The organism is Parasphingomonas halimpatiens, from assembly GCF_036663795.1.
Classification (GTDB): Bacteria; Pseudomonadota; Alphaproteobacteria; order Sphingomonadales; family Sphingomonadaceae; genus Sphingomonas.
In genome coordinates, this window is the sequence record NZ_JAXOJP010000051.1 from 1 (window position 1) to 22696 (window position 22696).

24 protein-coding genes are annotated in these 22696 nt (G+C 65.6%); 17 read left to right on the forward strand and 7 right to left on the reverse strand.

The features are described from left to right. Window positions 1–139 precede the first annotated feature (139 nt). From U1839_RS24945 to U1839_RS24955, 3 genes are all read left to right on the forward strand, one after another. Window positions 140–1144: a M28 family peptidase gene (locus U1839_RS24945; RefSeq protein ID WP_332806266.1), complete on the forward strand. Its 1005-nt coding sequence runs from the start codon at window positions 140–142 to the stop codon at window positions 1142–1144. 177 nt (window positions 1145–1321) lie between these two features. Further along, a complete protein-coding gene (locus U1839_RS24950) occupies window positions 1322–1834 on the forward strand; it encodes a hypothetical protein (RefSeq protein WP_332806267.1) in 513 nt (170 codons plus the stop codon). A 147-nt stretch (window positions 1835–1981) separates the two neighbouring features. Further along, window positions 1982–2431, forward strand: a complete 450-nt coding sequence (locus tag U1839_RS24955; RefSeq protein ID WP_332806268.1) for a hypothetical protein — start codon at window positions 1982–1984, stop codon at window positions 2429–2431. Between the two features lie 20 nt (window positions 2432–2451). On the opposite strand, the gene U1839_RS24960 is transcribed toward U1839_RS24955, so the two are convergent. Then, window positions 2452–2574, reverse strand: coding sequence for a hypothetical protein (locus tag U1839_RS24960; protein ID WP_332806269.1), 123 nt, complete (start codon window positions 2572–2574; stop codon window positions 2452–2454). A 66-nt stretch (window positions 2575–2640) separates the two neighbouring features. On the opposite strand from U1839_RS24960, the gene U1839_RS24965 reads away from it, so the two are divergent. Continuing rightward, the gene (locus tag U1839_RS24965; protein ID WP_281124771.1) at window positions 2641–2814 is read left to right on the forward strand and encodes a hypothetical protein; all 174 of its coding nucleotides are present in this window, start codon (window positions 2641–2643) and stop codon (window positions 2812–2814) included. A 144-nt stretch (window positions 2815–2958) separates the two neighbouring features. Here the strand turns inward: U1839_RS24965 and U1839_RS24970 are convergent, their stop codons facing one another. Further along, window positions 2959–3174, reverse strand: a complete 216-nt coding sequence (locus U1839_RS24970) for a hypothetical protein (protein ID WP_281124772.1) — start codon at window positions 3172–3174, stop codon at window positions 2959–2961. 293 nt (window positions 3175–3467) lie between these two features. Here U1839_RS24970 and cobA point away from each other — a divergent pair, with 293 nt between their 5' ends. The 5 genes from cobA to U1839_RS24995 all read left to right on the forward strand — a co-directional run bounded on the left by cobA (window position 3468) and on the right by U1839_RS24995 (window position 7529). Continuing rightward, window positions 3468–4259 carry a uroporphyrinogen-III C-methyltransferase gene (cobA, locus tag U1839_RS24975; RefSeq protein WP_332806270.1) on the forward strand — a complete coding sequence of 264 codons (792 nt, stop codon included), beginning with the start codon at window positions 3468–3470 and terminating at the stop codon, window positions 4257–4259. Next, complete coding sequence (locus tag U1839_RS24980) at window positions 4256–4552, forward strand: DUF2849 domain-containing protein (protein WP_332806271.1); 297 nt, start codon at window positions 4256–4258, stop codon at window positions 4550–4552. The genes cobA and U1839_RS24980 overlap by 4 nt, the downstream gene beginning before the upstream one ends. Before the next feature lie 200 nt (window positions 4553–4752). Next, window positions 4753–6384, forward strand: coding sequence for a nitrite/sulfite reductase (locus tag U1839_RS24985; RefSeq protein ID WP_332806272.1), 1632 nt, complete (start codon window positions 4753–4755; stop codon window positions 6382–6384). Then, window positions 6377–6778, forward strand: coding sequence for a DUF934 domain-containing protein (locus U1839_RS24990; protein ID WP_332806273.1), 402 nt, complete (start codon window positions 6377–6379; stop codon window positions 6776–6778). The genes U1839_RS24985 and U1839_RS24990 overlap by 8 nt, the downstream gene beginning before the upstream one ends. Continuing rightward, window positions 6771–7529: a phosphoadenylyl-sulfate reductase gene (locus U1839_RS24995; protein ID WP_332806274.1), complete on the forward strand. Its 759-nt coding sequence runs from the start codon at window positions 6771–6773 to the stop codon at window positions 7527–7529. The genes U1839_RS24990 and U1839_RS24995 overlap by 8 nt, the downstream gene beginning before the upstream one ends. 584 nt (window positions 7530–8113) lie before the next feature. Here the strand turns inward: U1839_RS24995 and U1839_RS25000 are convergent. After that, window positions 8114–9601, reverse strand: a complete 1488-nt coding sequence (locus tag U1839_RS25000; protein WP_443030661.1) for a replicative DNA helicase — start codon at window positions 9599–9601, stop codon at window positions 8114–8116. Window positions 9602–9712: 111 nt separating this feature from the next. On the opposite strand from U1839_RS25000, the gene trmFO reads away from it, so the two are divergent. Continuing rightward, complete coding sequence (gene trmFO / locus U1839_RS25005; RefSeq protein ID WP_332806275.1) at window positions 9713–11029, forward strand: methylenetetrahydrofolate--tRNA-(uracil(54)-C(5))-methyltransferase (FADH(2)-oxidizing) TrmFO; 1317 nt, start codon at window positions 9713–9715, stop codon at window positions 11027–11029. Here the strand turns inward: trmFO and U1839_RS25010 are convergent, their stop codons facing one another. Both U1839_RS25010 and U1839_RS25015 read right to left on the reverse strand, forming a co-directional pair. Next, on the reverse strand, window positions 11030–11515 hold the full coding sequence (locus U1839_RS25010; protein ID WP_332806276.1) for an EF-hand domain-containing protein: 486 nt from the start codon (window positions 11513–11515) through the stop codon (window positions 11030–11032). Window positions 11516–11573: 58 nt separating this feature from the next. Next, window positions 11574–12287 (reverse strand): squalene/phytoene synthase family protein, encoded by a 714-nt coding sequence (locus tag U1839_RS25015; protein WP_332806277.1) that lies wholly within the window; start codon window positions 12285–12287, stop codon window positions 11574–11576. A gap of 124 nt (window positions 12288–12411) precedes the next feature. On the opposite strand from U1839_RS25015, the gene U1839_RS25020 reads away from it, so the two are divergent. The 3 genes from U1839_RS25020 to U1839_RS25030 are packed head-to-tail and all read left to right on the forward strand — an operon-like array spanning window position 12412 to window position 15544. Further along, window positions 12412–14229: a pilus assembly protein TadG-related protein gene (locus tag U1839_RS25020; RefSeq protein ID WP_332806278.1), complete on the forward strand. Its 1818-nt coding sequence runs from the start codon at window positions 12412–12414 to the stop codon at window positions 14227–14229. Beyond that, entirely contained in the window at window positions 14226–14822 is a 597-nt protein-coding gene (locus U1839_RS25025; protein ID WP_332806279.1) for a TadE/TadG family type IV pilus assembly protein, read from the forward strand. Before U1839_RS25020 ends, U1839_RS25025 begins: the two co-directional genes overlap by 4 nt. Next, window positions 14819–15544 (forward strand): TadE/TadG family type IV pilus assembly protein, encoded by a 726-nt coding sequence (locus U1839_RS25030; protein ID WP_332806280.1) that lies wholly within the window; start codon window positions 14819–14821, stop codon window positions 15542–15544. The genes U1839_RS25025 and U1839_RS25030 overlap by 4 nt, the downstream gene beginning before the upstream one ends. 13 nt (window positions 15545–15557) lie before the next feature. On the opposite strand, the gene U1839_RS25035 is transcribed toward U1839_RS25030, so the two are convergent. Both U1839_RS25035 and pdhA read right to left on the reverse strand, forming a co-directional pair. Continuing rightward, window positions 15558–16955, reverse strand: a complete 1398-nt coding sequence (locus tag U1839_RS25035; protein WP_332806281.1) for a pyruvate dehydrogenase complex E1 component subunit beta — start codon at window positions 16953–16955, stop codon at window positions 15558–15560. Then, complete coding sequence (gene pdhA, locus U1839_RS25040) at window positions 16955–18001, reverse strand: pyruvate dehydrogenase (acetyl-transferring) E1 component subunit alpha (RefSeq protein ID WP_332806282.1); 1047 nt, start codon at window positions 17999–18001, stop codon at window positions 16955–16957. The genes U1839_RS25035 and pdhA overlap by 1 nt, the downstream gene beginning before the upstream one ends. A gap of 187 nt (window positions 18002–18188) precedes the next feature. Here pdhA and U1839_RS25045 point away from each other — a divergent pair, with 187 nt between their 5' ends. The 4 genes from U1839_RS25045 to U1839_RS25060 all read left to right on the forward strand — a co-directional run bounded on the left by U1839_RS25045 (window position 18189) and on the right by U1839_RS25060 (window position 22500). Next, window positions 18189–19460, forward strand: a complete 1272-nt coding sequence (locus U1839_RS25045) for an MFS transporter (RefSeq protein WP_332806283.1) — start codon at window positions 18189–18191, stop codon at window positions 19458–19460. After that, window positions 19457–20377 (forward strand): cysteine synthase A, encoded by a 921-nt coding sequence (cysK, locus tag U1839_RS25050; RefSeq protein ID WP_332806284.1) that lies wholly within the window; start codon window positions 19457–19459, stop codon window positions 20375–20377. The genes U1839_RS25045 and cysK overlap by 4 nt, the downstream gene beginning before the upstream one ends. Window positions 20378–20445: 68 nt before the next feature. Next, window positions 20446–20751: a hypothetical protein gene (locus tag U1839_RS25055; RefSeq protein ID WP_281124790.1), complete on the forward strand. Its 306-nt coding sequence runs from the start codon at window positions 20446–20448 to the stop codon at window positions 20749–20751. Window positions 20752–21165: 414 nt separating this feature from the next. Beyond that, a complete protein-coding gene (locus U1839_RS25060) occupies window positions 21166–22500 on the forward strand; it encodes a cell wall hydrolase (protein ID WP_332806285.1) in 1335 nt (444 codons plus the stop codon). Window positions 22501–22696 lie beyond the last annotated feature (196 nt).

Genomic DNA, 22696 nt, shown 5'->3' on the forward strand with positions numbered 1-22696 from the left:
CCAGGCGCCGATCTCCAAATCGGCCCAGCGTCTGCTCCATCATGTCCTCCCGCTCTCAAGGACATCGAATCAGACCAAAAACCACATGGCAACCACGATGTGTGAATGCTGTAGCCTGAAGGGGAGGGGCTAAACGGATATGACCCGCGACACGCTCAGCCGCCTGCTTTCCGCGCTCGCCGCGCTGGCCGTCTTCACCACACCGCTGCTGGCCCTGCTCTGGATGACCGCCGTCCCCGGCAAATCCTTCCACGGCCCGCTCCCGGCGATGACCCCGGACGAGCACACCCTCGCCACGCGCCTCCACGACCATGTCGTCGCCATCGCCAGCGAACCGCACAATATCGGCCACCCCGCCGCGCTGGAGAATTCGGCGCGCTATATCGAGCGGCAGCTCACCGGCATGGGCTACATCGTCCACCGCCAGTCCTTCGACGTCGACGGCCACCGCGTCCGCAACATCGAGGTGATGATCACCCCGGGCGGCGCGGAGTCCCGCACTTTGGTCGTCGGCGCGCATTATGATTCCGCCTATGACGCGCCCGGCGCCAACGACAATGGAAGCGGCGTCGCCGCACTGCTCGAGATCGCGCGCGACATGCGCAGGGTCGACGGCCGCGCGACGATGCGCCTCCGCCTCGTCTTCTTCGTCAACGAGGAACCGCCCTATTTCCAGACCCACAAGATGGGCAGCTATGTCTACGCCACCCATCTCGCCCAGACCGGCGAGCGCGTCGCCGGCATGCTCGCGCTGGAAACGATGGGTTATTACAGCGAACGCCGGCACAGCCAGCGTTACCCCTTCCCGCTCGACATGATGTATCCCGACACGGGCAATTTCATCGCCTTTGCCGGGATGACGGGGTCGCGCGGCTTCGTACGCAAGATCACCGGCGCCTTCCGCGAAACCGCCGCCTTCCCCAGCGTCGGCGGCAGCGCCCCCGGCTTCCTGCAGGGCATCGATTGGTCGGATCACTGGTCGTTCGCCCAGGTCGGCGTGCCCGCGCTGATGGTCACCGACACCGCACTGTTCCGCTACCGCTTCTACCATACGGTCAACGATACGCCGGAGCGGATCGACTATGACCGACTGGCGCGGGTGGTGACCGGGCTTGGTGACGTTGTTGTCGAGTGGCGCGACTAGCGGGCGTTGGGCCATCTCGCGCGTATGAGATCGTTGCCGACCAGCACGACCGGCGAGAGAATAGCTGCCATCCTGGAGCCGCCCAAAACCGACATTAAACCTATCCGGCTCGAACGCTGTCACCGCCATCGCACTTAACGGGCAACGCCAGCATTACAACCGGAGCGGCGTGGACGGTTGGAAATTTTTATTGTCGAAGGAGACGAAGGCAATTACAATCTTGTAGTGTGTTGGAAACCCGCCATTGTCTTAACTGCTTTGTTGCAGCCTTATCCCGCCTTGGCCGCTCATCCCATTGGGCAGCCGAATTTTAGCTTCGTTTGCAACATTGGACCAAAGGCTGTTCGAGTTACAACTGAAGGGAAACAACTTGTTTATCGGTTCGGATCGGGTGGAAAGACAGAATTGATTATTCGCGGAAGTAAGGAACGGAACAATATTTTCGCTCGGCGTGAAATGGCTGGCGGGAGTGGTAAAGGGCAACAGCTACGATTTGCAAACGGTACATTTTCCTACGTGTTGTCCAGCCTATTTATAGCGGGAGCCGCGCCCGTGGACAAAGTAAGGTTTTTTGTGGTTCATGACGGCCATACGGTGATGGTAAAAACGTGTTCCGGCGCAGGCTCTTTCGAAGACTACGACCAGCTTGATCTATTACCGAGAGACACAATGAAGATCCTGATTTACTGATCGAATCGGGTGTTCCGGTGACAGTGCAATTATCTCGCCCGCGCCCTGGCGTGGCGTGAGATTTCGTTCACTCTCAACGAGATATGTCACCGAGATCGGGACCCGAGATCAGTAGCGGACATCGCTTTGACGTGCGATTGTTGAGCAATGGAATATCTGACCGACGAGACGGCCCAAGATCGACTTTACCTGAAAGGGTTGGCGGTTCGATACGAACGGCGAGTAGGTTTGTGGATGCCAATAATGTGGCACCTCGCGCTCAGCGGTCACACCGGGGCGATGATCGAATTGGCGGATTGGTTCTCGAGCGACAACAGCGCCGAAGCCTTCGGCCCACCCGCCGACGCGTTTAGCGCGGCAGGTCTATATTATCGTGCCTATCGAAAAGGTGACGCTCGCGCGGCGGACAATGCGGCGATGAGTTGCTTCAATCGCAATGACATGATCGGCTACCGCAAATGGCTGAGGCGAGCCGCACGAGCGGGCGATGCAGCGGCGGCTAAGCAACTGCGCCACTTCGAAACACGCCTCTGCCATTCCGCCGCTCGGAAGGTAGGTCGATTGCGGCCCGAGCAAAAACGAGATGAGTTCGCCTAGCGCGGTTGGCAGCTACACCTTCACCCATTTCGAACCCAGCGCATCCGCGTCACCGCGCCGTCAAGCAGCTTCGACGTGAACGCCTTGCGCACGACCTCGGCATCGTCGCCGTTCGCCATAACGACGTAGCCTGCGCTGCTCACGGCCGGCATCGTTAACCCGATCGAGCATCCCTGACCGTAAAGCGGCACTCTTCAGGAGAAATCGCAATGAAGTTTATCGAGCTCAAGTCGCGCGGCGGCGACTATTTTGTCGTCGCGGCGAACATCGCCTATCTCCGGGCAGATGAGAACGGCCAGACCAAGATTGGCCTGGTCGGCGGCGACTCGCTCCTCGTCGTGGGCAGCATTGCGGAGATCGCGGCGTTGGTGTTGGCTGGGTAGTCTAGATCCCGCTCAGATAGCGTTGCGCCGCCCGGCTCGGGCCGCGCAACTCTTCGTCGGCGGGTGCCGCCATATAGCGAACGATTGCGAAGGAGCGGATGTCCGCAAGCGCATATCGGAGAGGCTGCCTGAGCCCTCACCCCATCACCCGTTCCGCACCCAACGCGTCCGTGTCACCGCGCCGTCGAGCAGCTTCGACTTGAACGCCTTGCGCACGATCTCGGCATCGTCGCCGTTCATCATCACGACGCGCGTGCCGCCCGACAGCAGCGGCTCGATCGCGCTGATCGGGGTCTTGAGCTTGGCGCAGGTCTCGATCACGTCGGACTGCTTGGCATTGATGTTCATGGCGCGTGACATGGGCTGTTCTCCAGATGATGACGAGCGAGCGCGGCGACGGGCCGGCCCAGTGCGGTGTCGGAAGGAACAGCGTTCGAGAACACAGCACACTCCCCAGCGTAAGCGGGAGCACGGCGTGTCTCTCAGTCGCCGGCGCCTACGAAGCGGCCATGCCAGCGATGTTTCGGCTATGGCACATCCGCGCCGGGAATCATAGCGGCGGCACGGCGCGACCGGCGGCGCAAAAGTTTCGCTACCGTCCGCCAAAGCAACCATCCGTTGCCGAGAGCGCACGCCGCGCCCATTTGCCGCGGATGGCCAGTCTCCTCGATCCCACGGCGCGCGGGCGCGTCATCCTCGTTGGTGCGGGTCCGGGCGATCCCGGCCTGCTCACCGTCCGTGCCGTCGCCGCGCTGAAGGCGGCCGATGTCGTCGTTCATGACGGGCTGATCGATCCCCGCGTGCTCGATATCGCCCCGCCGGCCGCGCAGCGCATCTCGGTCGCCAAGAGCCGCGCGCGCCACACGCTGCCGCAGGAGGCGATCAACGCGCTGATCGTCGCGCATGTGAAGGCCGGCAGCGTCGTCGTGCGGCTAAAGGGCGGCGATCCCTTCATCTTCGGGCGCGGCGGCGAAGAGGTCGAGGCGGTGCGCGCCGCCGGCCTGCCGGTCGAGGTCATTCCCGGCGTCTCCGCCGCGCTCGGCTGCGCCGCCGAGGCGATGCTCCCGCTCACCCACCGCGACCATAGCAGCGCGGTCAGCTTCGTCGCCGGCCAGTGCAAGGGCCTGGCCGAGCAGGACTGGTCCGGCCTCGCCGGCCAGGGCCGCACTCTCGTCATCTATATGGGCGTCGCCACTGCCGCCGACATCGCCGACAAGCTGATGGCCGACGGCGTCGCGCCCGACATGCCCGTCGCGGTACTCGAAAAGGGCACGCTGACCGGCAGCCGCGCGATGCGCACCCTGCTCGCCGATCTCGGGCCGATGGTGGCGCGCGAGCGCGTCGCCAGCCCGGCGATCATCGTCGTCGGCGAGGTCGTCGAACTGTCCGACGCCGAGGACAAGCTCGCCCGCTGGGCCCGCGTCGCGGAAGGAATGGCGGCATGAAGCTTCTCACCGGCAACGACCTGCCGAGCGGCGACGTCATCTGGTGGACCGGCAACAGCTGGTCGCGCCATGTCGAGGATGCGACCGACGTCACCGACCAGGGCGAGGCGATCGCCCGCGCCGAGGAAGGCGCACGTCACGTCAACGCCGCCTATGTCATCGACGCCACCGCCACCCCCGAGGGCCCGCGCCCGGCCCATATCAAGGACCGCGTCCGCGCGCTCGGCCCGACGGTGCGGCCGGATTTGACGCTGAAGCCCGCCGATCCGGCCGCCGGGGATTGGGTGATATGATCGCGTTCAACCGCTCCTCCCCGGCACGGGGAGGGGGACCGCGCGTAGCGCGGTGGAGGGGCTGGTCGAGCGAGACTGTGCCTCATCAGACAACAGAATGTTTTGCCGGACGAGACCGGGGTTTTGCTGGCGTGCACCTGCCCGACCAGCCCCTCCACCGCTTCGCGGTCCCCCTCCCCGTCCCGGGGAGGATTTAGAAGATGTATAAATACGACCAGTACGACCAGGGCATCGTCGACGCGCGCGTCGAGGAGTTTCGCGACCAGGTGAAGCGCCGCCTCGCCGGCCAGATCACCGAGGACCAGTTCAAGCCGCTGCGGCTGATGAACGGGCTCTATCTCCAGCTCCACGCCTATATGCTGCGCGTCGCGGTGCCCTATGGCACGCTCGACGGGCGCCAGATGCGCATGCTCGGCCACATCGCGCGCAAATACGATCGCGGCTATGGCCATTTCACCACGCGGCAGAACATCCAGTATAACTGGATCAAGCTCGACGAGGCGCCCGACATCCTCGCCGATCTCGCCACGGTTGAGATGCATGCCATCCAGACCAGCGGCAATTGCATTCGCAACATCTCGTCGGATCAATATGCCGGCGCCGCCGCCGACGAGGTCGCCGATCCGCGCCCCTGGGCCGAGTTGCTCCGCCAGTGGAGCACCTTCCACCCCGAATTCAGCTACCTCCCGCGCAAGTTCAAGATCGCGGTGATCGCCGCCGACGAGGATCGCGCGGCGATGCGGCTGCACGATATCGGCATCCAGCTGGTCGAGCGAGACGGCATACTCGGGGCAAAGGTCTATGTCGGCGGCGGCATGGGCCGTACCCCTATGATCGCGCCCGAGATCAAGGATTTCGTCGGCGCCGACGACCTGCTGAGTTATGTCGAGGCGTGCCTGCGGGTCTACAACCGCTATGGCCGGCGCGACAATATCTACAAGGCGCGGATCAAGATCCTGCTCCATGAGCTCGGCGCGGCCGAATATGCCCGCCAGGTCGAGGAAGAGTTCGCGCTGGTCAAGCAGCTCGGCATCGACCCGCCGCTCGCCGAGCTCGAGCGGATCACCGCGATGTTCGCCCCGCCGGCGTTCGATGCGGCGGCAAGCGACGACATCGACCGCAGCGACCCCGATTTCGCCGTGTGGATCGACCAGAACGTCAAGCCGCACAAGCAGCCCGGCCATGCGATCGTCAACATCAGCCTCAAGCCGATCGGCGGCATCCCCGGCGACGCCTCGGCCGACCAGATCGACCTGATGGCCGACCTTGCCGAGCGCTACAGCTTCGACGAACTGCGCGTCACGCATGCCCAGAACATCGTCCTGCCGCATGTCCGCAAGGCCGATCTTTGCACGGTGTGGCAGGCGCTCAACGAAGCCGGCCTCGCCGAGGCCAATCTCGACCTGATCAGCGATATCATCGCCTGCCCCGGCCTCGATTATTGCAGCCTCGCCAATGCCCGCTCGATCCCCGTCGCGCAGAAGATCGCGACGCGCTTCGCCTCGCCCGCGCGGCAGCGCGATCTCGGTGAACTCAAGCTCAAGATCAGCGGCTGCATCAATGCCTGCGGCCACCATCATGCCGGTCACATCGGCATCCTCGGCGTCGACAGGAAGGGCACCGAAAATTACCAACTGCTGCTCGGCGGCTCGGGCGCGGAGGATGTCAGCCTCGGCAAGATCACCGGCCCCGGCTTCGACGAAGACGGCATCGTCGATGCGATCGAGCGCGTCACCGACAAATATCTCGCCACGCGCGAACAGGGCGAGCGTTTCCTCGACACCTATCGCCGCGTCGGCTTCGAACCGTTCAAGGAAGCGATCTATGGCTGATGACGAACAGCCCGCCGTCACGCTCGACGCCTTTCTCGCCGGGCAGAGCAACGCCACCTCGGTGCGGATCGAGGCCGGCGACGACGCGCGCGCGCTCCTGCCCCATCTCGGCCAGCTCGCGCTGATCGAGGTCAGCTTCCCGTCTTTCCGCGACGGCCGCGGTTATTCCGCCGCGCGCGTGCTGCGCGAGGGGGGTTATCGCGGCGAATTGCGTGCCGCCGGCGACGTGCTGGTCGACCAGGTGCCGCTGATGCGGCGCTGCGGCTTCGACAGCTTCGCGCCCGAGGCCGAGATCGACGCGGCGACGCTCGCCGCCGCGCTGGCACGCTACGAGAATGTCTATCAGCCGGCCGCCGACGGCCGCGTGCCGGTGTGGAAATTGCGCCATGGCTGAGCCGGCGCGTCGCCTCGACGTCATCGACACCGCGCCCGCCTTCACGGCGGCCGACGCGGCGGCGATGGAACGGCGCTTTGCCGGCGTCGATACCGGCGACATGCTCGGCGAGCTGCTGACCGGTGAACTCAAGGGCCGTGTGGCAGCGGTCTCTTCGTTCGGTGCCGAGAGCGCGGTGCTGCTCCACCTGATCTCGCAGATCGACCGCGATATCCCGGTCATCTTCCTCAACACACAGAAGATTTTCGGCGAAACCCTGGCCTATCGCGACGAACTGTCGGAACGGCTCGGCCTGACCGACCTGCGCGTCTTCCGCCCCGATCCCCATCTGCTCGCCGCAAAGGATTCGACCGGGCTGCGCTGGTCCTACGATCCCGACGGCTGCTGCGACCTGCGCAAGGTCCAGCCACTGCGCCGCGCGCTCGCGCCGTTCGATGCGTGGATCTCCGGCCGCAAGGGTTTCCAGGCCGGCACCCGCAACGCAATGCCGCGCTTCGAGGAGGATGAGGGCCGGTTGAAGCTCAACCCGCTCGCCGACTGGGACAAACCACGGCTCGAAGCATGGTTCGCGGATCACAAGCTCCCGCGCCATCCGCTCGAGGCCGAAGGCTACCCCTCGATCGGCTGCGCGCCCTGCACCTCCAAGGTCCAACCCGGCGAAGACCCCCGCGCCGGCCGCTGGCGCGGCTGGGAAAAGGTCGAATGCGGCATTCACGTGCCGGAGAAACCCGGCGAAGAACCGGTTTTCTGAGCCTTCTCCTACTTAGCTCCTCCCCGGCACGGGGAGGGGGACCGCGCGTAGCGCGGTGGAGGGGCTGGTCGAACGAGACCGCGCCTCATCAGATATCAGATTGGTTTGCCGAACGAGACCGAGGTTTTGCTGGCGCGCGCCTGCCCGACCAGCCCCTCCACTGCTTCGCGGTCCCCCTCCCCGTTCCGGGGAGGAATTGATTCAACATCCTGCCCTCCCAAGCCAAACTCGCGCCCGCTCGACCCCACACCGCTCACCGGATGTTGGATCGGCGACCGAAGGCGAGACGGACACGGACAATGGCGATTACGAACAAAGCCACGCTTCCCCATAAATGGTCGAATAAAGCCTAGCTAATCACGCCGCGCACGCATCGCCGCGCCGGCGAAGACGGTCAGATTCCGATGTTGGATATTCCGCCCATATCGGACACGCCACTTACCCCGAGCAAGTACAGGCCAAGAACAGCAAAGCGGGCCCTTATGGTCGTCATAATAGGTCGATTACTTGGAGCCGCCCGCACGCCCAACTTGCGCGTTACTTGCCGGCACGCCCCACGCCGATCCAACCTCGCCGCTTCTGTCTCAGTAGCCGACGAAGTCGCTGAAGCGCGTCACGCTCGGCTCGAACTTGAGGATCACCTTGCCGGTCGCGCCGTGGCGCTGCTTGGCGATGATCAGCTCGGCCAGACCGAACACGCGCTCCATGTCGGTCGCCCATTGCGCGTGATCCTCGAAGATCTTGGCGCTGTCGCCCTCGACCGGGCGCTTGGGCTCCTTCGCCGCGACATAATAATCCTCGCGATAGACGAACATCACGATGTCGGCGTCCTGCTCGATCGACCCCGATTCGCGCAGATCCGACAGCTGCGGGCGCTTGTCCTCGCGCTGCTCGACCGCGCGGCTGAGCTGCGACAGCGCCATCACCGGCACGTTCATGTCCTTGGCCAGCGTCTTCAGGCCACGGCTGATCTCGGAGATTTCCTGCACGCGTCCGTCGCTCGACGCCTTGGCCGAGCCGGTCAGCAGCTGGAGGTAATCGATCACCACCAGCCCGATCTCGTTGTTGTGGCGGCGCTGCAACCGGCGCATCCGGGTGTGCAGCGCGCCGATCGTCAGGCCGGCGGTATCGTCGATGAACAGCGGCAGGTTTTCGAGGTCGGCGGCGGCGGCGGCGAGCTGGTTGAACTCGGCGCGGCTGATCTTGCCCATGCGCAGCGCCTCGGACGAGATGCGCGCCTGTTCCGACAGGATACGCGTCGCCAGCTGGTCAGCCGACATTTCGAGGCTGAAGAACGCGACCTTGGCGCCGACCGATTCGGACGGCGCGATGCCGTCGCGCATGTCGCGCATCCAGCGTTGCGCGGCGTTGAAGGCGATGTTGGTGGCGAGCGAGGTCTTGCCCATGCCGGGGCGCCCGGCGAGGATCATCAGATCGCTATGGTGCATGCCGCCGATCTTGGCGTTGACCGAGTCGAGCCCGGTCGTGATGCCCGACAAATTGCCGCCCGAATTGAGCGCGCGCTGCGCCATCTTCACCGCCATGGTGGTGGCCTGGGCGAAGGTCTTGATCGCGCTCTCGGTGCCGCCATCGGCCGCGACCTTGAACAGCTCTTCCTCGGCCGCCTCGATCTGCGCGCGCGGATTGACCTCCTCCGAGGTGTCCATCGCGCGGTCGACCAGCCCGCGTCCGACCGTCACCAGCGTCCGCAGCATGGCCAGGTCGTAGATCTGCTGCGCGAACTGCCGCGCGCCGATCAGGCCCGCGCCGGAACCCGTCAGCTGGGCGAGATAGCTCGGCCCGCCGAGCTCCTTCATGCCCTCATCGGCCTCGAACATCGGGCGCAGCGTGACCGGCGTCGCCAGCATGTCGTTCGAGCGCAGCGTCTTGATCGCGCTGAAGATGCGGCCATGGACCGGCTCGAAGAAGTGGTCGGGCTCGAGCTTGTCGAGCAGATCGTCGGCCAGCCGGTTGTCGATCATCATCGCGCCGAGCATCGCCGCTTCCGCCTCGACATTCTGCGGGAGGGTCTGTGCCTCGGGAGTCGCTGGGTGCATCAGGATGGTGGCCATGGCGTTCTCATACTCGCCACCGCCGCCGTCTCAAGCGACTTGCGCCGAAACGGCTGTGAATCATGTGCACTACCTTTGTCAGCGCCGGCATGCAGCGCTATCAGCCGCGCCATGACACATGACATCCACATCATCGGCGGCGGCCTCGCCGGGTCGGAAGCCGCCTGGCAGCTGGCCGAGGCCGGCTTCAAGGTCCGCCTGTCGGAAATGCGCGGCTCGGGCGAGATGACCCCGGCGCACCATACCGACGGCCTCGCCGAGCTGGTCTGCTCCAACAGCTTCCGTTCCGACGACGCGACGAGCAACGCCGTCGGCCTGCTCCATGCCGAGATGCGCGCGCTCGGCTCGCTGATCCTGCGTGAGGGCGACATCCACCGCGTGCCGGCCGGCTCGGCGCTGGCGGTCGATCGCGACGGCTTCTCGGCCGGCGTGACGGCGGCGCTAACCGCGCATCCCAACATCACCATCGTCCGCGAGCGGGTGGACACGCTGCCCGACGACGGCCTCGCGATCATCGCGACGGGCCCGCTGACCGCCGCGCCGCTCGCCGCCAGCATCGGCGCCGCAACCGGGGCCGATGCGCTGGCCTTTTTCGACGCGATCGCGCCGATCGTCTATTTCGACAGCATCGACATGGAGACGGCGTGGTTCCAGTCGCGCTGGAACAAGGGTGAAGGCAAGGATTACATCAACTGCGCGATGTCGAAGGAGGAGTATCTCGCCTTCCATACCGGGCTGATCGAGGGCGAGAAGACCGAGTTCAAGGAATGGGAGCGCGACACGCCCTATTTCGAGGGCTGCATGCCGATCGAGGTGATGGCCGAGCGCGGACTCGACACGCTGCGCTTCGGCCCGATGAAGCCCGTCGGCCTCGACGACCCGCGCACCGGGCGCTGGCCGCATGCCGTGGTGCAGCTGCGCCAGGACAATGCGCAGGGCACCTTGTGGAACATCGTCGGCTTCCAGACCAAGCTCAAGCATGCCGACCAGGTGCAACTGTTCCGCACCATCCCGGGGCTGGAAAAGGCCGAGTTCGCGCGGCTCGGCGGGCTGCACCGCAACACCTTCATCCGCTCGCCCGAGCTGCTCGACCCGACCTTGCGGCTCAAGTCGAAGCCCAACATCCGCTTCGCCGGGCAGATCACCGGTTGCGAGGGGTATATCGAGAGCGCCGCGATCGGCCTGCTCGCCGGCCGCTTCGCCGCCGCCGAGCTGCGCGGCGAGACGCTCGCGCCGCCGCCTGTGGAGACAGCGTTCGGCGCGCTGCTGCACCACATCACCGGCGCGGCCGAGGCCGCGACCTACCAGCCGATGAACGTCAATTTCGGCCTGTTCCCGCCGATCGAGGGCCGCACCAAAAAGGCCGACCGCAAGCGCATGTACACCGACCGCGCCCGCGAAGCGCTGGCGCAGTGGCTGGCGGCCTGATCAGCTGTCCTCGCCGGTGTCGCCCGCGCCCGGTTCGGCCGGCGCCTTGTCGTCGGGGCGGCATTTCGGACGCGGGCGGGTGTTGCGCTTGACCGCGGTGGCGGCGAACTCGGTCGGCGTCATCGCGCCCGACTTGTCGGCATCGGCGGTCGCGAACTTGGTCTCGGCCTTGATCGCCCATTCGTCGAACGACAGCACGCCGTCATGGTTGGTGTCGAGCTTGGCATAGGCCTTGCGGCGCTGCGCGAGATACTCCTCGCGCGTCACCTGGCCGTTGCGGTCCTTGTCGTAGCGGTCGAAGCGCTTCTGCTCGCGCGTCCTGTCGGACACTTCGGGGACGGTGTCGGGCAAAGGCGCGGTCGCCTGCGCGGCGGGCGCTGCTGCGGCGAGCAAGGGGATCGCCGGGCGCCCGCGGGAAGAAAAGAAGGTAATGCCGGCACCGACCAGCATCAATATCGCAACACCACCCGCAAAATACCGCCACATAGCGCCACCCCCGTTACAGGTAGCGTCAGGCTATCGCATCCGCTGTTACCTTGAAAGGTCAATATCCGGTCAGACGATGCCACAGCAGCCGCCCGACGCGCCCGGGCGACCCCGATGGGATCGGCCGATCGAGCGGTACGGCCGTGTCGAGCACGGCGAGGCGTGACAGGGCGCCGAGCGCACGCAGCTCAGCGCCCCAGCGATGCCGTGAGATGCCGGTCACAATAGCCCGCGCCTCGGACAGCGCCGCTTCGGCGGCGGCACGGTCGCCGAGGTGACGCGCGAGATCGGCGAGCGCCCAGCCCGACCCGGCCAGCGCGAGCGGAGGATTGCCGCGCGCGCCGAGTACGGATCCGGCGGCGGCGAACAGCGCGCCGCCGCGCCGGTCGCCGAACAGCGCACGACCCTCTGGGTCGCCCGGGCCCGGGTCGAGCAGCGCTTCCCAGCCTTCGACCATGGTCGCCAGTCCGGCGCCGGACACGCCGCGCGGCAGAACGTCGTCGGCCAGCGCCTGCAGGATCGGCTCGGCGGGCGGCGGCGCGGTATCGAGGCGCGTGAGCGCGTCATGCCACCAGGTCAGCCGCATCTGGCTGATCAGCGGTTCGCGTCCTGTGCGCAGGATATTGCCGAGCGCTTCGTCGAGCGCGAAGAGCGCATCGATCGCCGGGCGCGCGTCGCCCGGTGCATAGCCAAGCGCAAGCGCGCGCTCCGCGCTGCGCGCCGCCTCTGCCGACGGCGGCGCGCCGGCCTGCGTTACCGCGTCATTAACCATATCGTTTGAAGCTCGCTTATCCAGTTTGCGACCATAGCACTACGTTCGTGTGGAACTAAGATTGGGGCGGGGCCATAGAATGTCGGGCACGAAGCCGAAAGTGATCACCGATCGGCGGGGCTTCATGAGCGCGCTGCGCGGCGACGTGCGGGGCAACACGCTGGCGATTCTGGCCATCTCGCTCGTCCCGCTCGCCGGTCTGACGGGATCGGCCGTCGACATGGGCCGACTCTACGTCGTCAAGGTCCGCCTGCAACAGGCGTGCGACGCCGGCGCGCTGGCGGGGCGCAAGTTCATGACCGACGCCAGCACATCGACGCCGCTCGATTCGACCGCGACGACCCAGGCCAACAAGTTCTTCGCCAACAACTTCACCGCCGGCTGGATGAACACCAGCGCGGTGACCTTCACGCCGGCCAAGACATCCGACAGCCAGGTCAGCGGTACCGCCTCCGCGACCGTCCCGATGACGATCATGAAGATGTTCGGTAGCGCCTCGCAGACCATCACCGTCACCTGCCAGGCGCGCTACGACATTGCCGACACCGACATCATGTTCGTGCTCGACACCACCGGCTCGATGGCCTGCACGACATCGGGCACCTGCGGCAGCGGCACCACGAGTTATACCCGCCCCGACGGCACGACAGGCTATTACGCGCAGGAAGCCTCGGGCTCGAAGATCTCCGGCCTGCGCTCGGCCGTGCTCAGTTTCTACGACACGCTGACCAGCGCCTCGAGCACGTCCTCGCATATCCGCTACGGCTTCGTCACCTACACCTCCACGGTCAATGTCGGCTACCTCTTGCCGAGCAACTATCTGGTGACGAACTGGGACTACCAGACGCGCAAGGTGGTCGGCGACACCAACGACGGACTCGCGACCGTGACGAGCACCACCTCCACGTCACAAACCACCTGCAACGCGCGGGCAGGACGAACGCCGGCGACGGGCTACACGACCAATGGCACCGCCACCGTCGTGACGGTATCATGGGTGTCGTCGAATGGCGGCAAGTGTACATCGACCTCGCAGCCGGTCCAGCCGACGTGGCGCTACGGTCAGTGGCCGCTCGATGTCAGCCAGTTCATCACCGGCGCGTCGGTCACGGACCCCAGCAAGATTACCGGCGCGACATCGAAATGGCAGGGCTGCATCGAGGAGCGTGATACGACGGCCTCTTCCAGCTTCAACGTCAACAGCCTGCCCTCCGACCTCGACCCGGATCTGGTCCCGACGAACGACGCCACGAAATGGCGGCCGATGTGGCAGGACGTGGTTTATTTCCGCAACGGCGTGACCAGCGGAACGGTCGATTATTCGGGCAGCAGCAATTCGCCGAACGGCGACGATCCCTCGGGCTATGGCAGCTATTCCAACGTCGGTAATTCGTCGTGGATGTCGTCGGGCTATGTCAGTTGCGGCAAGCCCGCCACGCGCCTCGCGACGATGACGCGCACCGATGTCTCGAACTATGTCAACGCGACCGACTTCAAGGCACAGGGCGGCACGTATCACGACACCGGCATGATCTGGGGAACGCGCCTCATTTCGCCGACCGGCATCTTCGCCTCGGACACGGCAGCCTGGCCCGGCCACAACGCGCCCAATCGCTATATCGTCTTCATGACCGATGGCGACATGGCGCCGAACACGTCGATCTACGGCATGTACGGGATGGAATATTATGATCAGCGCGTGACCGGCGGAACCTATTCCAGCGACACCGATTATCACAATGCCCGCTTCCTCGCCGAATGCGCCGCCGCCAAGGCGCGCAACATCAAGATCTTCGTCGTCGGCTTTGGCCAGACCCTGACCAACGAGCTCACGACCTGTGCGTCGCCGGGCAGCGCCTATTATGCCAGCAACAATACAGCGCTGACCGCCGCCTTCCAGAGCATCGCCGGCAAGGTCGCCATGCTGCGGGTTTCGCAATGAGCTTGCCCACGCGCCTGCCGCGCAAGCTCGCAACCGATCGTCGCGGCGCGACGATCGTCGAGTTCGCGCTCATTACCCCGGCGATGATGTTGCTCATCATGGGCCTCGGCGACCTGCTATATCAGGAATACAACCAGGCGGTGCTCAACGGCGCCGTGCAAAAGGCCGCGCGCGATTCGGGCATCGAGGGCGGCGCAGCGCAAACCTCGACGATCGACGGCAAGGTCATCGCCATGGTGCAGACCGTGGCCAAGAACGCCACCTTCGTCTCGTCGCGCAAGAACTACGACACCTTCACCGCCGTGGCTCCCGAACCGTTCACCGATACGAATGGCAACGGCATCCGCAATGCCGGTGAATGCTACACCGACATGAACGGCAACGGCCAATGGGATTCCGATCCGGGAGTCAGCGGCCAGGGCGGCGCGAACGACATCACCTTGTACACGATGACGATCACCTATCCGCGGCTGTTCCCTGTTGCCGGCCTGTTCGGCTGGTCGTCGACGCACACGATCAGCGCGCAGACCCTGCTCAAGAACCAGCCCTACGCGGCCCAGACCGTGACAACGCCAGCGACGATATGCACATGACTGTGACTGCCAACCGCCTCGCCAGAGCGCCATCGCGACTGCTCGCCGGCCTTCGCCGGCTTGGTCGCGACCAGAGCGGTCTCGCCCTGCTCGAATTCGCCTTCGGCATGCCGCTCGTGCTGGGGATCGGCCTGTATGGCGTCGAGACGGCGAACCTCGCGCTGCTGAACATGAAGGTCAGCCAGATCACGCTCAACCTCGCCGACAACGCCTCGCGCGTCGGCGCATCCAGTTCGCTGGCGACGCAGCAGCTGCGCGAGGTCGACATGAACGACGTGCTGCAGGCGGCGCGATACCAAGGTGCCGGCATCAAGCTGACGACCAATGGCCGGATCATCGTGTCGAGCCTCGAGAACCAGTCCGGCACGCAATATATCCACTGGCAGCGCTGTATCGGCCTAAAGAGCGGCACCGGCTACGATTCGAGCTATGGCACGACGACCACGACGGCCGGCACCGACGCCACGCCGGGGAATGCCGGCACGCTGGCGCCGAGCGGCATGGGCGACGCCGGTTCGATGGTGACCGCGCCGTCCGGCTCGGGCGTGATGTTCGTCGAGATCAACTATGCCTATCGCCCGTTGACCGGCACCTGGCTGATGCCGGCGGGGCGCATTCACTATGTCGCGTCGTTCATCGTGCGCGACGTTCGCGACTTCGCGCAGATCTACAACCCGTCGCCCACGGCGACGCGCTCAACCTGCAATCTCTACACAAGCTGAGCGCGCGACCGTATCAGCTGCGGAAGGTCACCTTCTTCACGGTCGCGACGATCTTGTCGGCCGAGATGAGCGCGAGCTTCTCGAGGTTGGCGGCATAGGGCAGCGGCACGTCCTCGTTGGCGACGCGCAGCACCGGGGCGTCGAGATCGTCGAACCCCTCCTCCATCACGAAGGCGGCGACTTCGGACGCGATCGAGCAGGCTGGCCAGCCTTCCTCGACGACGACGAGGCGGTGGGTCTTGGCGAGCGATGCCAGCACCGTGGTCTTGTCGAGCGGACGCAGGGTGCGCAGATCGATCACCTCGGCGTCGATACCCTCGGCGGCGAGCGTCTCGGCGGCCTCGAGCGCCAGCCCGACACCGATCGAATAGCTGACCAGCGTGACGTCGGTACCTTCCCGCATGATCCGTGCCTTGCCGATCGGCAGGACATAGTCGTCGAGCTGCGGAACCTCGAAGCTGCGACCGTAAAGCAGCTCGTTCTCGAGGAACACGACCGGATCCTCGCTGCGGATCGCGGCCTTGAGCAGGCCCTTGGCATCGGCCGCGTCATAGGGTGCGATGACGATCAGGCCGGGGACCGCGGCGTACCACGGGGCGTAGTTCTGCGAGTGCTGTGCACCGACACGGCTCGCCGCGCCGTTGGGGCCGCGGAACACGATCGGGCAACGCATCTGCCCGCCCGACATGTAATTGGTCTTGGCGGCCGAGTTGATGATGTGATCGATCGCCTGCATGGCGAAGTTGAAGGTCATGAACTCGACGATCGGGCGCAGCCCGCCCATCGCCGCGCCCGCGCCGACACCGGCAAAGCCATGTTCGGTGATCGGCGTGTCGATCACGCGCTTCTCGCCGAACTCGTCGAGCAGGCCCTGCGTAACCTTGTAGGCACCCTGATATTGCGCGACTTCCTCGCCCATCACGAAGACGCGTTCGTCGCGGCGCATTTCCTCGGCCATCGCATCGCGCAACGCTTCGCGGATCGTCGTCTTGACCATCGCGGTGCCGGCCGGAATCGCCGGATCGGTCACGCCATCGCGCTTCGCCGCATCGTACATCTGGCGCGCGCCGGTCTCGACCTTGTGCGGCTCGGGTGTCGCCTCGACCTTCTGCTCGGCAGGTGTTTCCGGCGCCGGTGCTGCTTTCGCGGCCGGCGCGGACGCGGCCTCATCATCGCCGGCGAGCGTCGCGATGACCGTGCCGACCTTCACATTGTCGGTGCCTTCAGCGACAAGAATCGCAGTGATCGTGCCTTCGTCGACCGCCTCGAACTCCATCGTCGCCTTGTCGGTTTCGATCTCGGCCATGATGTCGCCCGACTTGACGGTATCGCCCGCCTTGACGAGCCACTTGGCCAACGTGCCTTCTTCCATTGTCGGCGACAGCGCCGGCATCTTGATCTCGATCGCCATCAGTACGACTCCACCAGCACGTTGGTGTAGAGTTCGCCGGGCTCCGGCTCGGGCGTGCTTTCGGCGAAATCGGCGGCTTCGTTCACGAGTTTCCTGATCTCCTGTTCGATCGTCTTGAGTTCGTCTTCCTTGACGCCCTCGGCCTCGAGCAGCTTCTTGCAATGCTCGATCGGGTCGGACTTGTCGCGCACCGCCTGGACCTCGTCACGGCTGCGATATTTCGCCGGGTCGGACATCGAGTGGCCGCGGTAGCGATAGGTCTTCATCTCGAGGATGATCGGTCCCTTGCCGGCACGCACCCAGGCGAGCGCCTCTTCCGCGGCGCCGCGCGCGGCGAGCACGTCCATGCCGTCGATCTGGATACCGGGGATGCGGAAGCTTTCGCCGCGGCGATAGAGCTGATCTTCGGCCGACGAGCGGTTGACGCTCGTGCCCATCGCGTACTGGTTGTTCTCGATCACGTAGACGACCGGCAGCTTCCACAGCTCGGCCATGTTGAAGCTTTCATAGACCTGGCCCTGATTCGACGCGCCATCGCCGAAATAGGCGAGACACACGCCGCCATCGCCGGAATATTTGTGCGCGAAGCCCAAGCCGGTGCCGAGCGACACCTGCGCGCCGACGATGCCGTGGCCGCCATAGAATTTGTGATCGACGCTGAACATGTGCATCGACCCGCCCTTGCCGCGCGAAATGCCCGCGGCGCGACCGGTCAGTTCGGCCATGACGTCCTTCGGCGGAATGCCGCACAATAGCATGTGACCATGGTCGCGATAGCCGGTGATCACGCTGTCCTTCTCGGACAGGGCCGACTGCAACCCGACGGCAACGGCCTCCTGCCCGATATAGAGGTGGCAGAAGCCGCCGATCAGCCCGAGACCGTAAAGCTGCCCGGCCTTCTCCTCGAAACGCCGGATAAGCAGCATCTGCCGATAGAATTCGAGCAGTTCGGCCTTCGACGCCTGATAGAGCTGCGGCTCGGCCGGGCGTTCGCGGTTGGGCGTCGCCGGCGCGGCGGAGCGGGGTTTGGCAGGGGCTTTGGCCAAGGGGAAAACCTCGTTTCCGTAGGGGAGAAAGCGCGCCTATAGGCCCGATCCCTGCCCGGTTTCAATCTTGCAGCGCGGCAGCCTGCATCTCGCGGCGTGACGAGGTGAGGCGCAGCACAGTCAGCCTTTGCCGATGGAAAGCAAAGGTCATTGCCCGCCGCACCGCCAGCCGCCTAAAGCAGGCTGGATGTTCCCCGACACCCACCCGTTCCGCATCGCCAATTTCCGAGCCTATTGGGCGGCGCGCTTCGCCATGACGATCGCGCAGAACGGCATGATCATCGTCATCGGCTGGCAGGTCTATACCATTGCCCGCCAGACGATGAGCCCGAGCGCGGCAGCCGCGCAGCTCGGCCTGATCGGGCTACTGCAGTTCATACCGCTGTTCGTCACGACACCGCTCACCGGCTGGGTCGCCGACCGCTTCGATCGCCGGATGATCGCGCGGGCGACGGTGGCGTTGCAGCTCATCTGCGCGCTGATTCTCGCGCTGGCGACGTTCCAGGGATGGATCACGCTGCCGGTATTGTTCGGCGTCGCGATCCTGCTCGGGCTGGCGCGCGCCTTTGCCGGCCCGGCCTTTTCGGCGCTCGCACCCAATCTCGTCCCGCGCGAGGTGCTGCCGACGGCGATCGCGTTGAGCTCGATCTCTTGGCAGGTCGGCACGATCATCGGCCCGGCGATCGGCGGCTTCGCCTATGCCCATGCGCCCTCGGGTGCCTATTGGCTGGCGGTCGGCCTGTTCGGGACGGCACTGTTCTGCATGATGCTGATCGGCAAGGTCGCGCAGCCGCCGCGCTCGAGCGCGCATCCCGTGCGACAGATCATCGATGGCCTTGCTTATGTCTGGCAGAACAAGCTCGTCTTCGGCACGATCACGCTCGACCTGTTTGCGGTCTTCCTCGCCGGGACCAGCGCGCTGCTGCCGATCTACGCGCACGACATCTTCAAGGTCGGGCCGCAGGGGCTGAGCCTGCTCGCGGCGGCACCCGCCGTCGGCGCGTCGGTGGTCGCCCTGTTCTTTTCGGTGCGCCCATTGAAGACCAATGTCGGCCCGAAAATGCTCGGTGCGGTCATGATCTACGGAACGGCAACGATCATCTTCGGGGTCGCCCACCTGATCGTACCCGCGATTGCCTTCGAGGTCGGGATCGCGGCGCTGGCCGTGGCCGGCGGCGCGGACATGTTCTCGGTCTATATCCGCCAGTCGCTGATCCAGCTCCATACCCCCGACGACAAGCGCGGGCGCGTCGGTGCAGTGTCGCAATTGACCATTTCCGCCTCCAACGAACTGGGCGAAGCGGAATCGGGATTTCTCGCGGCAGCGTTCGGACCGATCGGTGCCGTGCTGATCGGCGGCGGCGGGGCGATTGTCGTCACGATCCTGTGGACCTATCTCTTTCCCGGTATCCGGGCCGCCCGGACATTCGACCCCCCTCAAGCGGAGACCGCGTCATGAAGGCCAACACCATCCTCGAGACGATCGGCAACACCCCCCATATCCGTGTCCAGCGGCTGTTTCCCGACGCCGAAGTGTGGATCAAGTCGGAGCGCGCCAATCCCGGCGGGTCGATCAAGGACCGCATCGCGCTGGCGATGATCGAGGCCGCCGAGCGCGACGGCCATCTCAAGCCCGGCGGCACGATCATCGAGCCGACCAGCGGCAACACCGGCGTCGGCCTGGCGATGGTCGCGGCGGTCAAGGGCTACAAGCTGGTGCTGGTCATGCCCGAGAGCATGTCGATCGAGCGCCGCCGCCTGATGCTGGCCTATGGCGCGAGCTTCGACCTGACGCCGCGCGAAAAGGGCATGAAGGGCGCGATCGAGCGCGCGCTGCAGCTGGTCGACGAGACGCCCGGCGCGTGGATGCCGCAGCAGTTCGAGAACCCCGCCAATATCGAGGTGCATCAACGGACGACGGCGCAGGAAATCCTCAAGGACTTCGCCGACACGCCGATCGACGTGATCATTACTGGCGTCGGCACCGGCGGGCACATCACCGGCGTTGCCGAGGTACTCAAAAAGGCCTGGCCGGGGCTCAAGGTCTATGCGGTCGAGCCGGAAGCGTCGCCGGTCATCTCGGGCGGACAGCCCGGCCCGCACCCGATCCAGGGCATCGGCGCGGGGTTCGTCCCCGCCAACCTCCACACCCAGGCGATCGACGGCGCGATCAAGGTCGATGCCGGCAACGCCAAGGAGATGGCACGCCGCGCCGCGCGCGAGGAAGGGATGCTCGTGGGGATCAGTTCGGGCGCGACGCTTGCCGCCATCGCGCAGAAATTGCCCGAGCTGCCAGCCGGGTCGCGCGTGCTCGGGTTCAACTACGACACCGGCGAGCGTTATCTTTCGGTGCCGGACTTCCTGCCCGAAAGCTGACCTCGCACCGCCGCGCGAACTGCGATATCATGCCCCCGGCACGCGGGGGCGTGGTGCGGGGGTGAACGATGCGGAAATGGATGATTTTTGGCTGCGTGGCGTTGGCGCTGTTTCAGCTGTGGCCGGTCGTGTTCGGGCACAAGCCCAATGCCGAGGTGGCGGCATCGATGTCTGCGCCGCGGCTCGTGCCGGCGGTCGCCGTGATGAGCAAGGCGCCGGTGCCAGCGGTCAGCCGGCAGATGGGACCACCGCAAAGTTGCTATGCGCATTATCGCGCGGCCTATACGGGCTGCGCCACGGGCGACCGTGCGTGCCATCTGCGCGCCGCCGATGCGTGGGATTTGTGCGAAGCTACAGGCACTTGGGGTAAGTAACTCAAGCTTCGCTCGAATTGTGCCTTGGCACTATTGACGAAAGTGCATCGCGCGAGGCCGGCCCGGCGTTGCGAATTTTAGACGGAGGCGCGGCGCCACGCGGCGCGATCTGCTGCCGACCGGATTCGCAAGACGGCGCCGTTAAGATCACCGACTCTCGGCGCCGCGACCGCGCGCGCGACCGCCGAATTGCGCACTTTTCCGAAACCGTGTCAGCGACCGGCGCTCCACCGCGACTCGGGCCACGGATGGCCCGGTTGGTCAGGCTGCCGGCGCGACCGTAGCGCGAGCGCGCGTCCAACTTCGAGACTCGGCGCAGCGGGTTCGCATTCATCGTGAGATCGGCTAGAGAGCGCCATTCGATCGCCAGGAGCCTCGTTTGACCCCCTGCCCGCGCCGCGCGTTCGGCACCTGATGCCACATCCCATGCCGATTCCATCGATCCCGCCAAGCCTCGCCTTGCGCGCGCTGCTCGTGGCCATCGCCGTCGCGGCGATTGTCGTGCCGGCGCTGATCGTGCTGCGGGCGCCGCCGGTCGTGCCGACCCGGCATTTTCGCCCGATACCCGCCCGTGTCGTGCCCAAGGCCGAGCTGCCGCCGGTCGAGCCGGTTGCGTTCGAAGACATGTCGCTTGATGACGCGCGCGCCTACAACGCGTCGATCCCGTTCATCGGCGGCCCCAATCCGGCGGCGCGCCCGTTCCGCTTCAGCGGCAGCGACGAGCAACGCGCCCGCGCGCGCGACTGCCTCGCCGTGGCGATGCTTTACGAGGCCGGCGACGATGCGGTCGGGCAACGTGCGGTCGCGCAGGTGGTGATCAACCGCGCGCGCCATCCGGCCTTTCCCAAGACGATCTGCGGGGTGGTGTTCCAGGGATCGGAGCGGAGCACGGGTTGCCAGTTCAGTTTCACCTGCGACAATGCGATGACCCGCCATCGCTTCGCCGACGCGGCCTGGGTCAGGGCACGGCAGCTGGCCGACCAGGTGCTCAACGGCGCGGTGTTCCGACCGGTCGGCTATGCGACGCACTATCATACCGATTGGGTGGTGCCATATTGGCAGTCCAGCCTCGACAAGATCGTCGCGGTCCACACCCATCTCTTCTTCCGCTGGACCGGCTGGTGGGGCACGCCGCCCGCTTTCGTCCATGCCGTTTCCGCCGACGAACCGGTGATCGCGGCGCTGGCGCCGCTGTCCGACGCGCACAAGACGGGTGCCGCGCTGGTCGAGGCAGCGGTGGCGACCGCCGAGGGGACCGCCGTCACGCCGTCGGTCTCGCCGCTGGCGGGCGGCGACAATAACAGCTTCCTCGTCGCGCTCGATCCGCGCATGCTCCCCGAAGCCTATGCCGCGATCGCGACGCGAACCTGCGGCGAGCGGCCTTATTGCAAGGTGATGGGCTGGACCGATCGCAGCAAGGTACCGACCGCCCTCCCACTGCAACAGGCGCAGGTCGCCGCGATGTCGTTCAGCTACCTGCGCGACAAGGCGCATGGTTTCGACAAGGCCTTGTGGAACTGCGCCGAGTTCCGCCGCGCCGACCTGACCCAGTGCATGAAGCTGCAGGTGTTGGTGCCCGTCGTTCGCCAGCAGGCAGACGGGTTCAAGCTCGAGAACCTGCCCGGCGCGAGGCGTGTGGTGGCGCCGGTTGTACCGACGGGATCGGTGACCATCGTGAAGCCCCGGGCCGAGGCTACGCCGGTCGCCAGATCGACGCCGGCCACAAAGGCTACGCCCGAGGGGCGGTAGAGCGTCGTGCGCGAAGACTGGCCTGGCGCACTGCTTTTCCTCACTTCCCTGGCGAAGTGTTTAGACCGGAGACAAGGTGGACACCTGTTCGGGGACATGGTGGACGGATTTGACGATGTTTTGTCGCAGGTCGACCTGCGACAAAACATGTCGGCGATAGCAGAGATCGAAGACGCCATCGGCGTTGGTGGCGCGC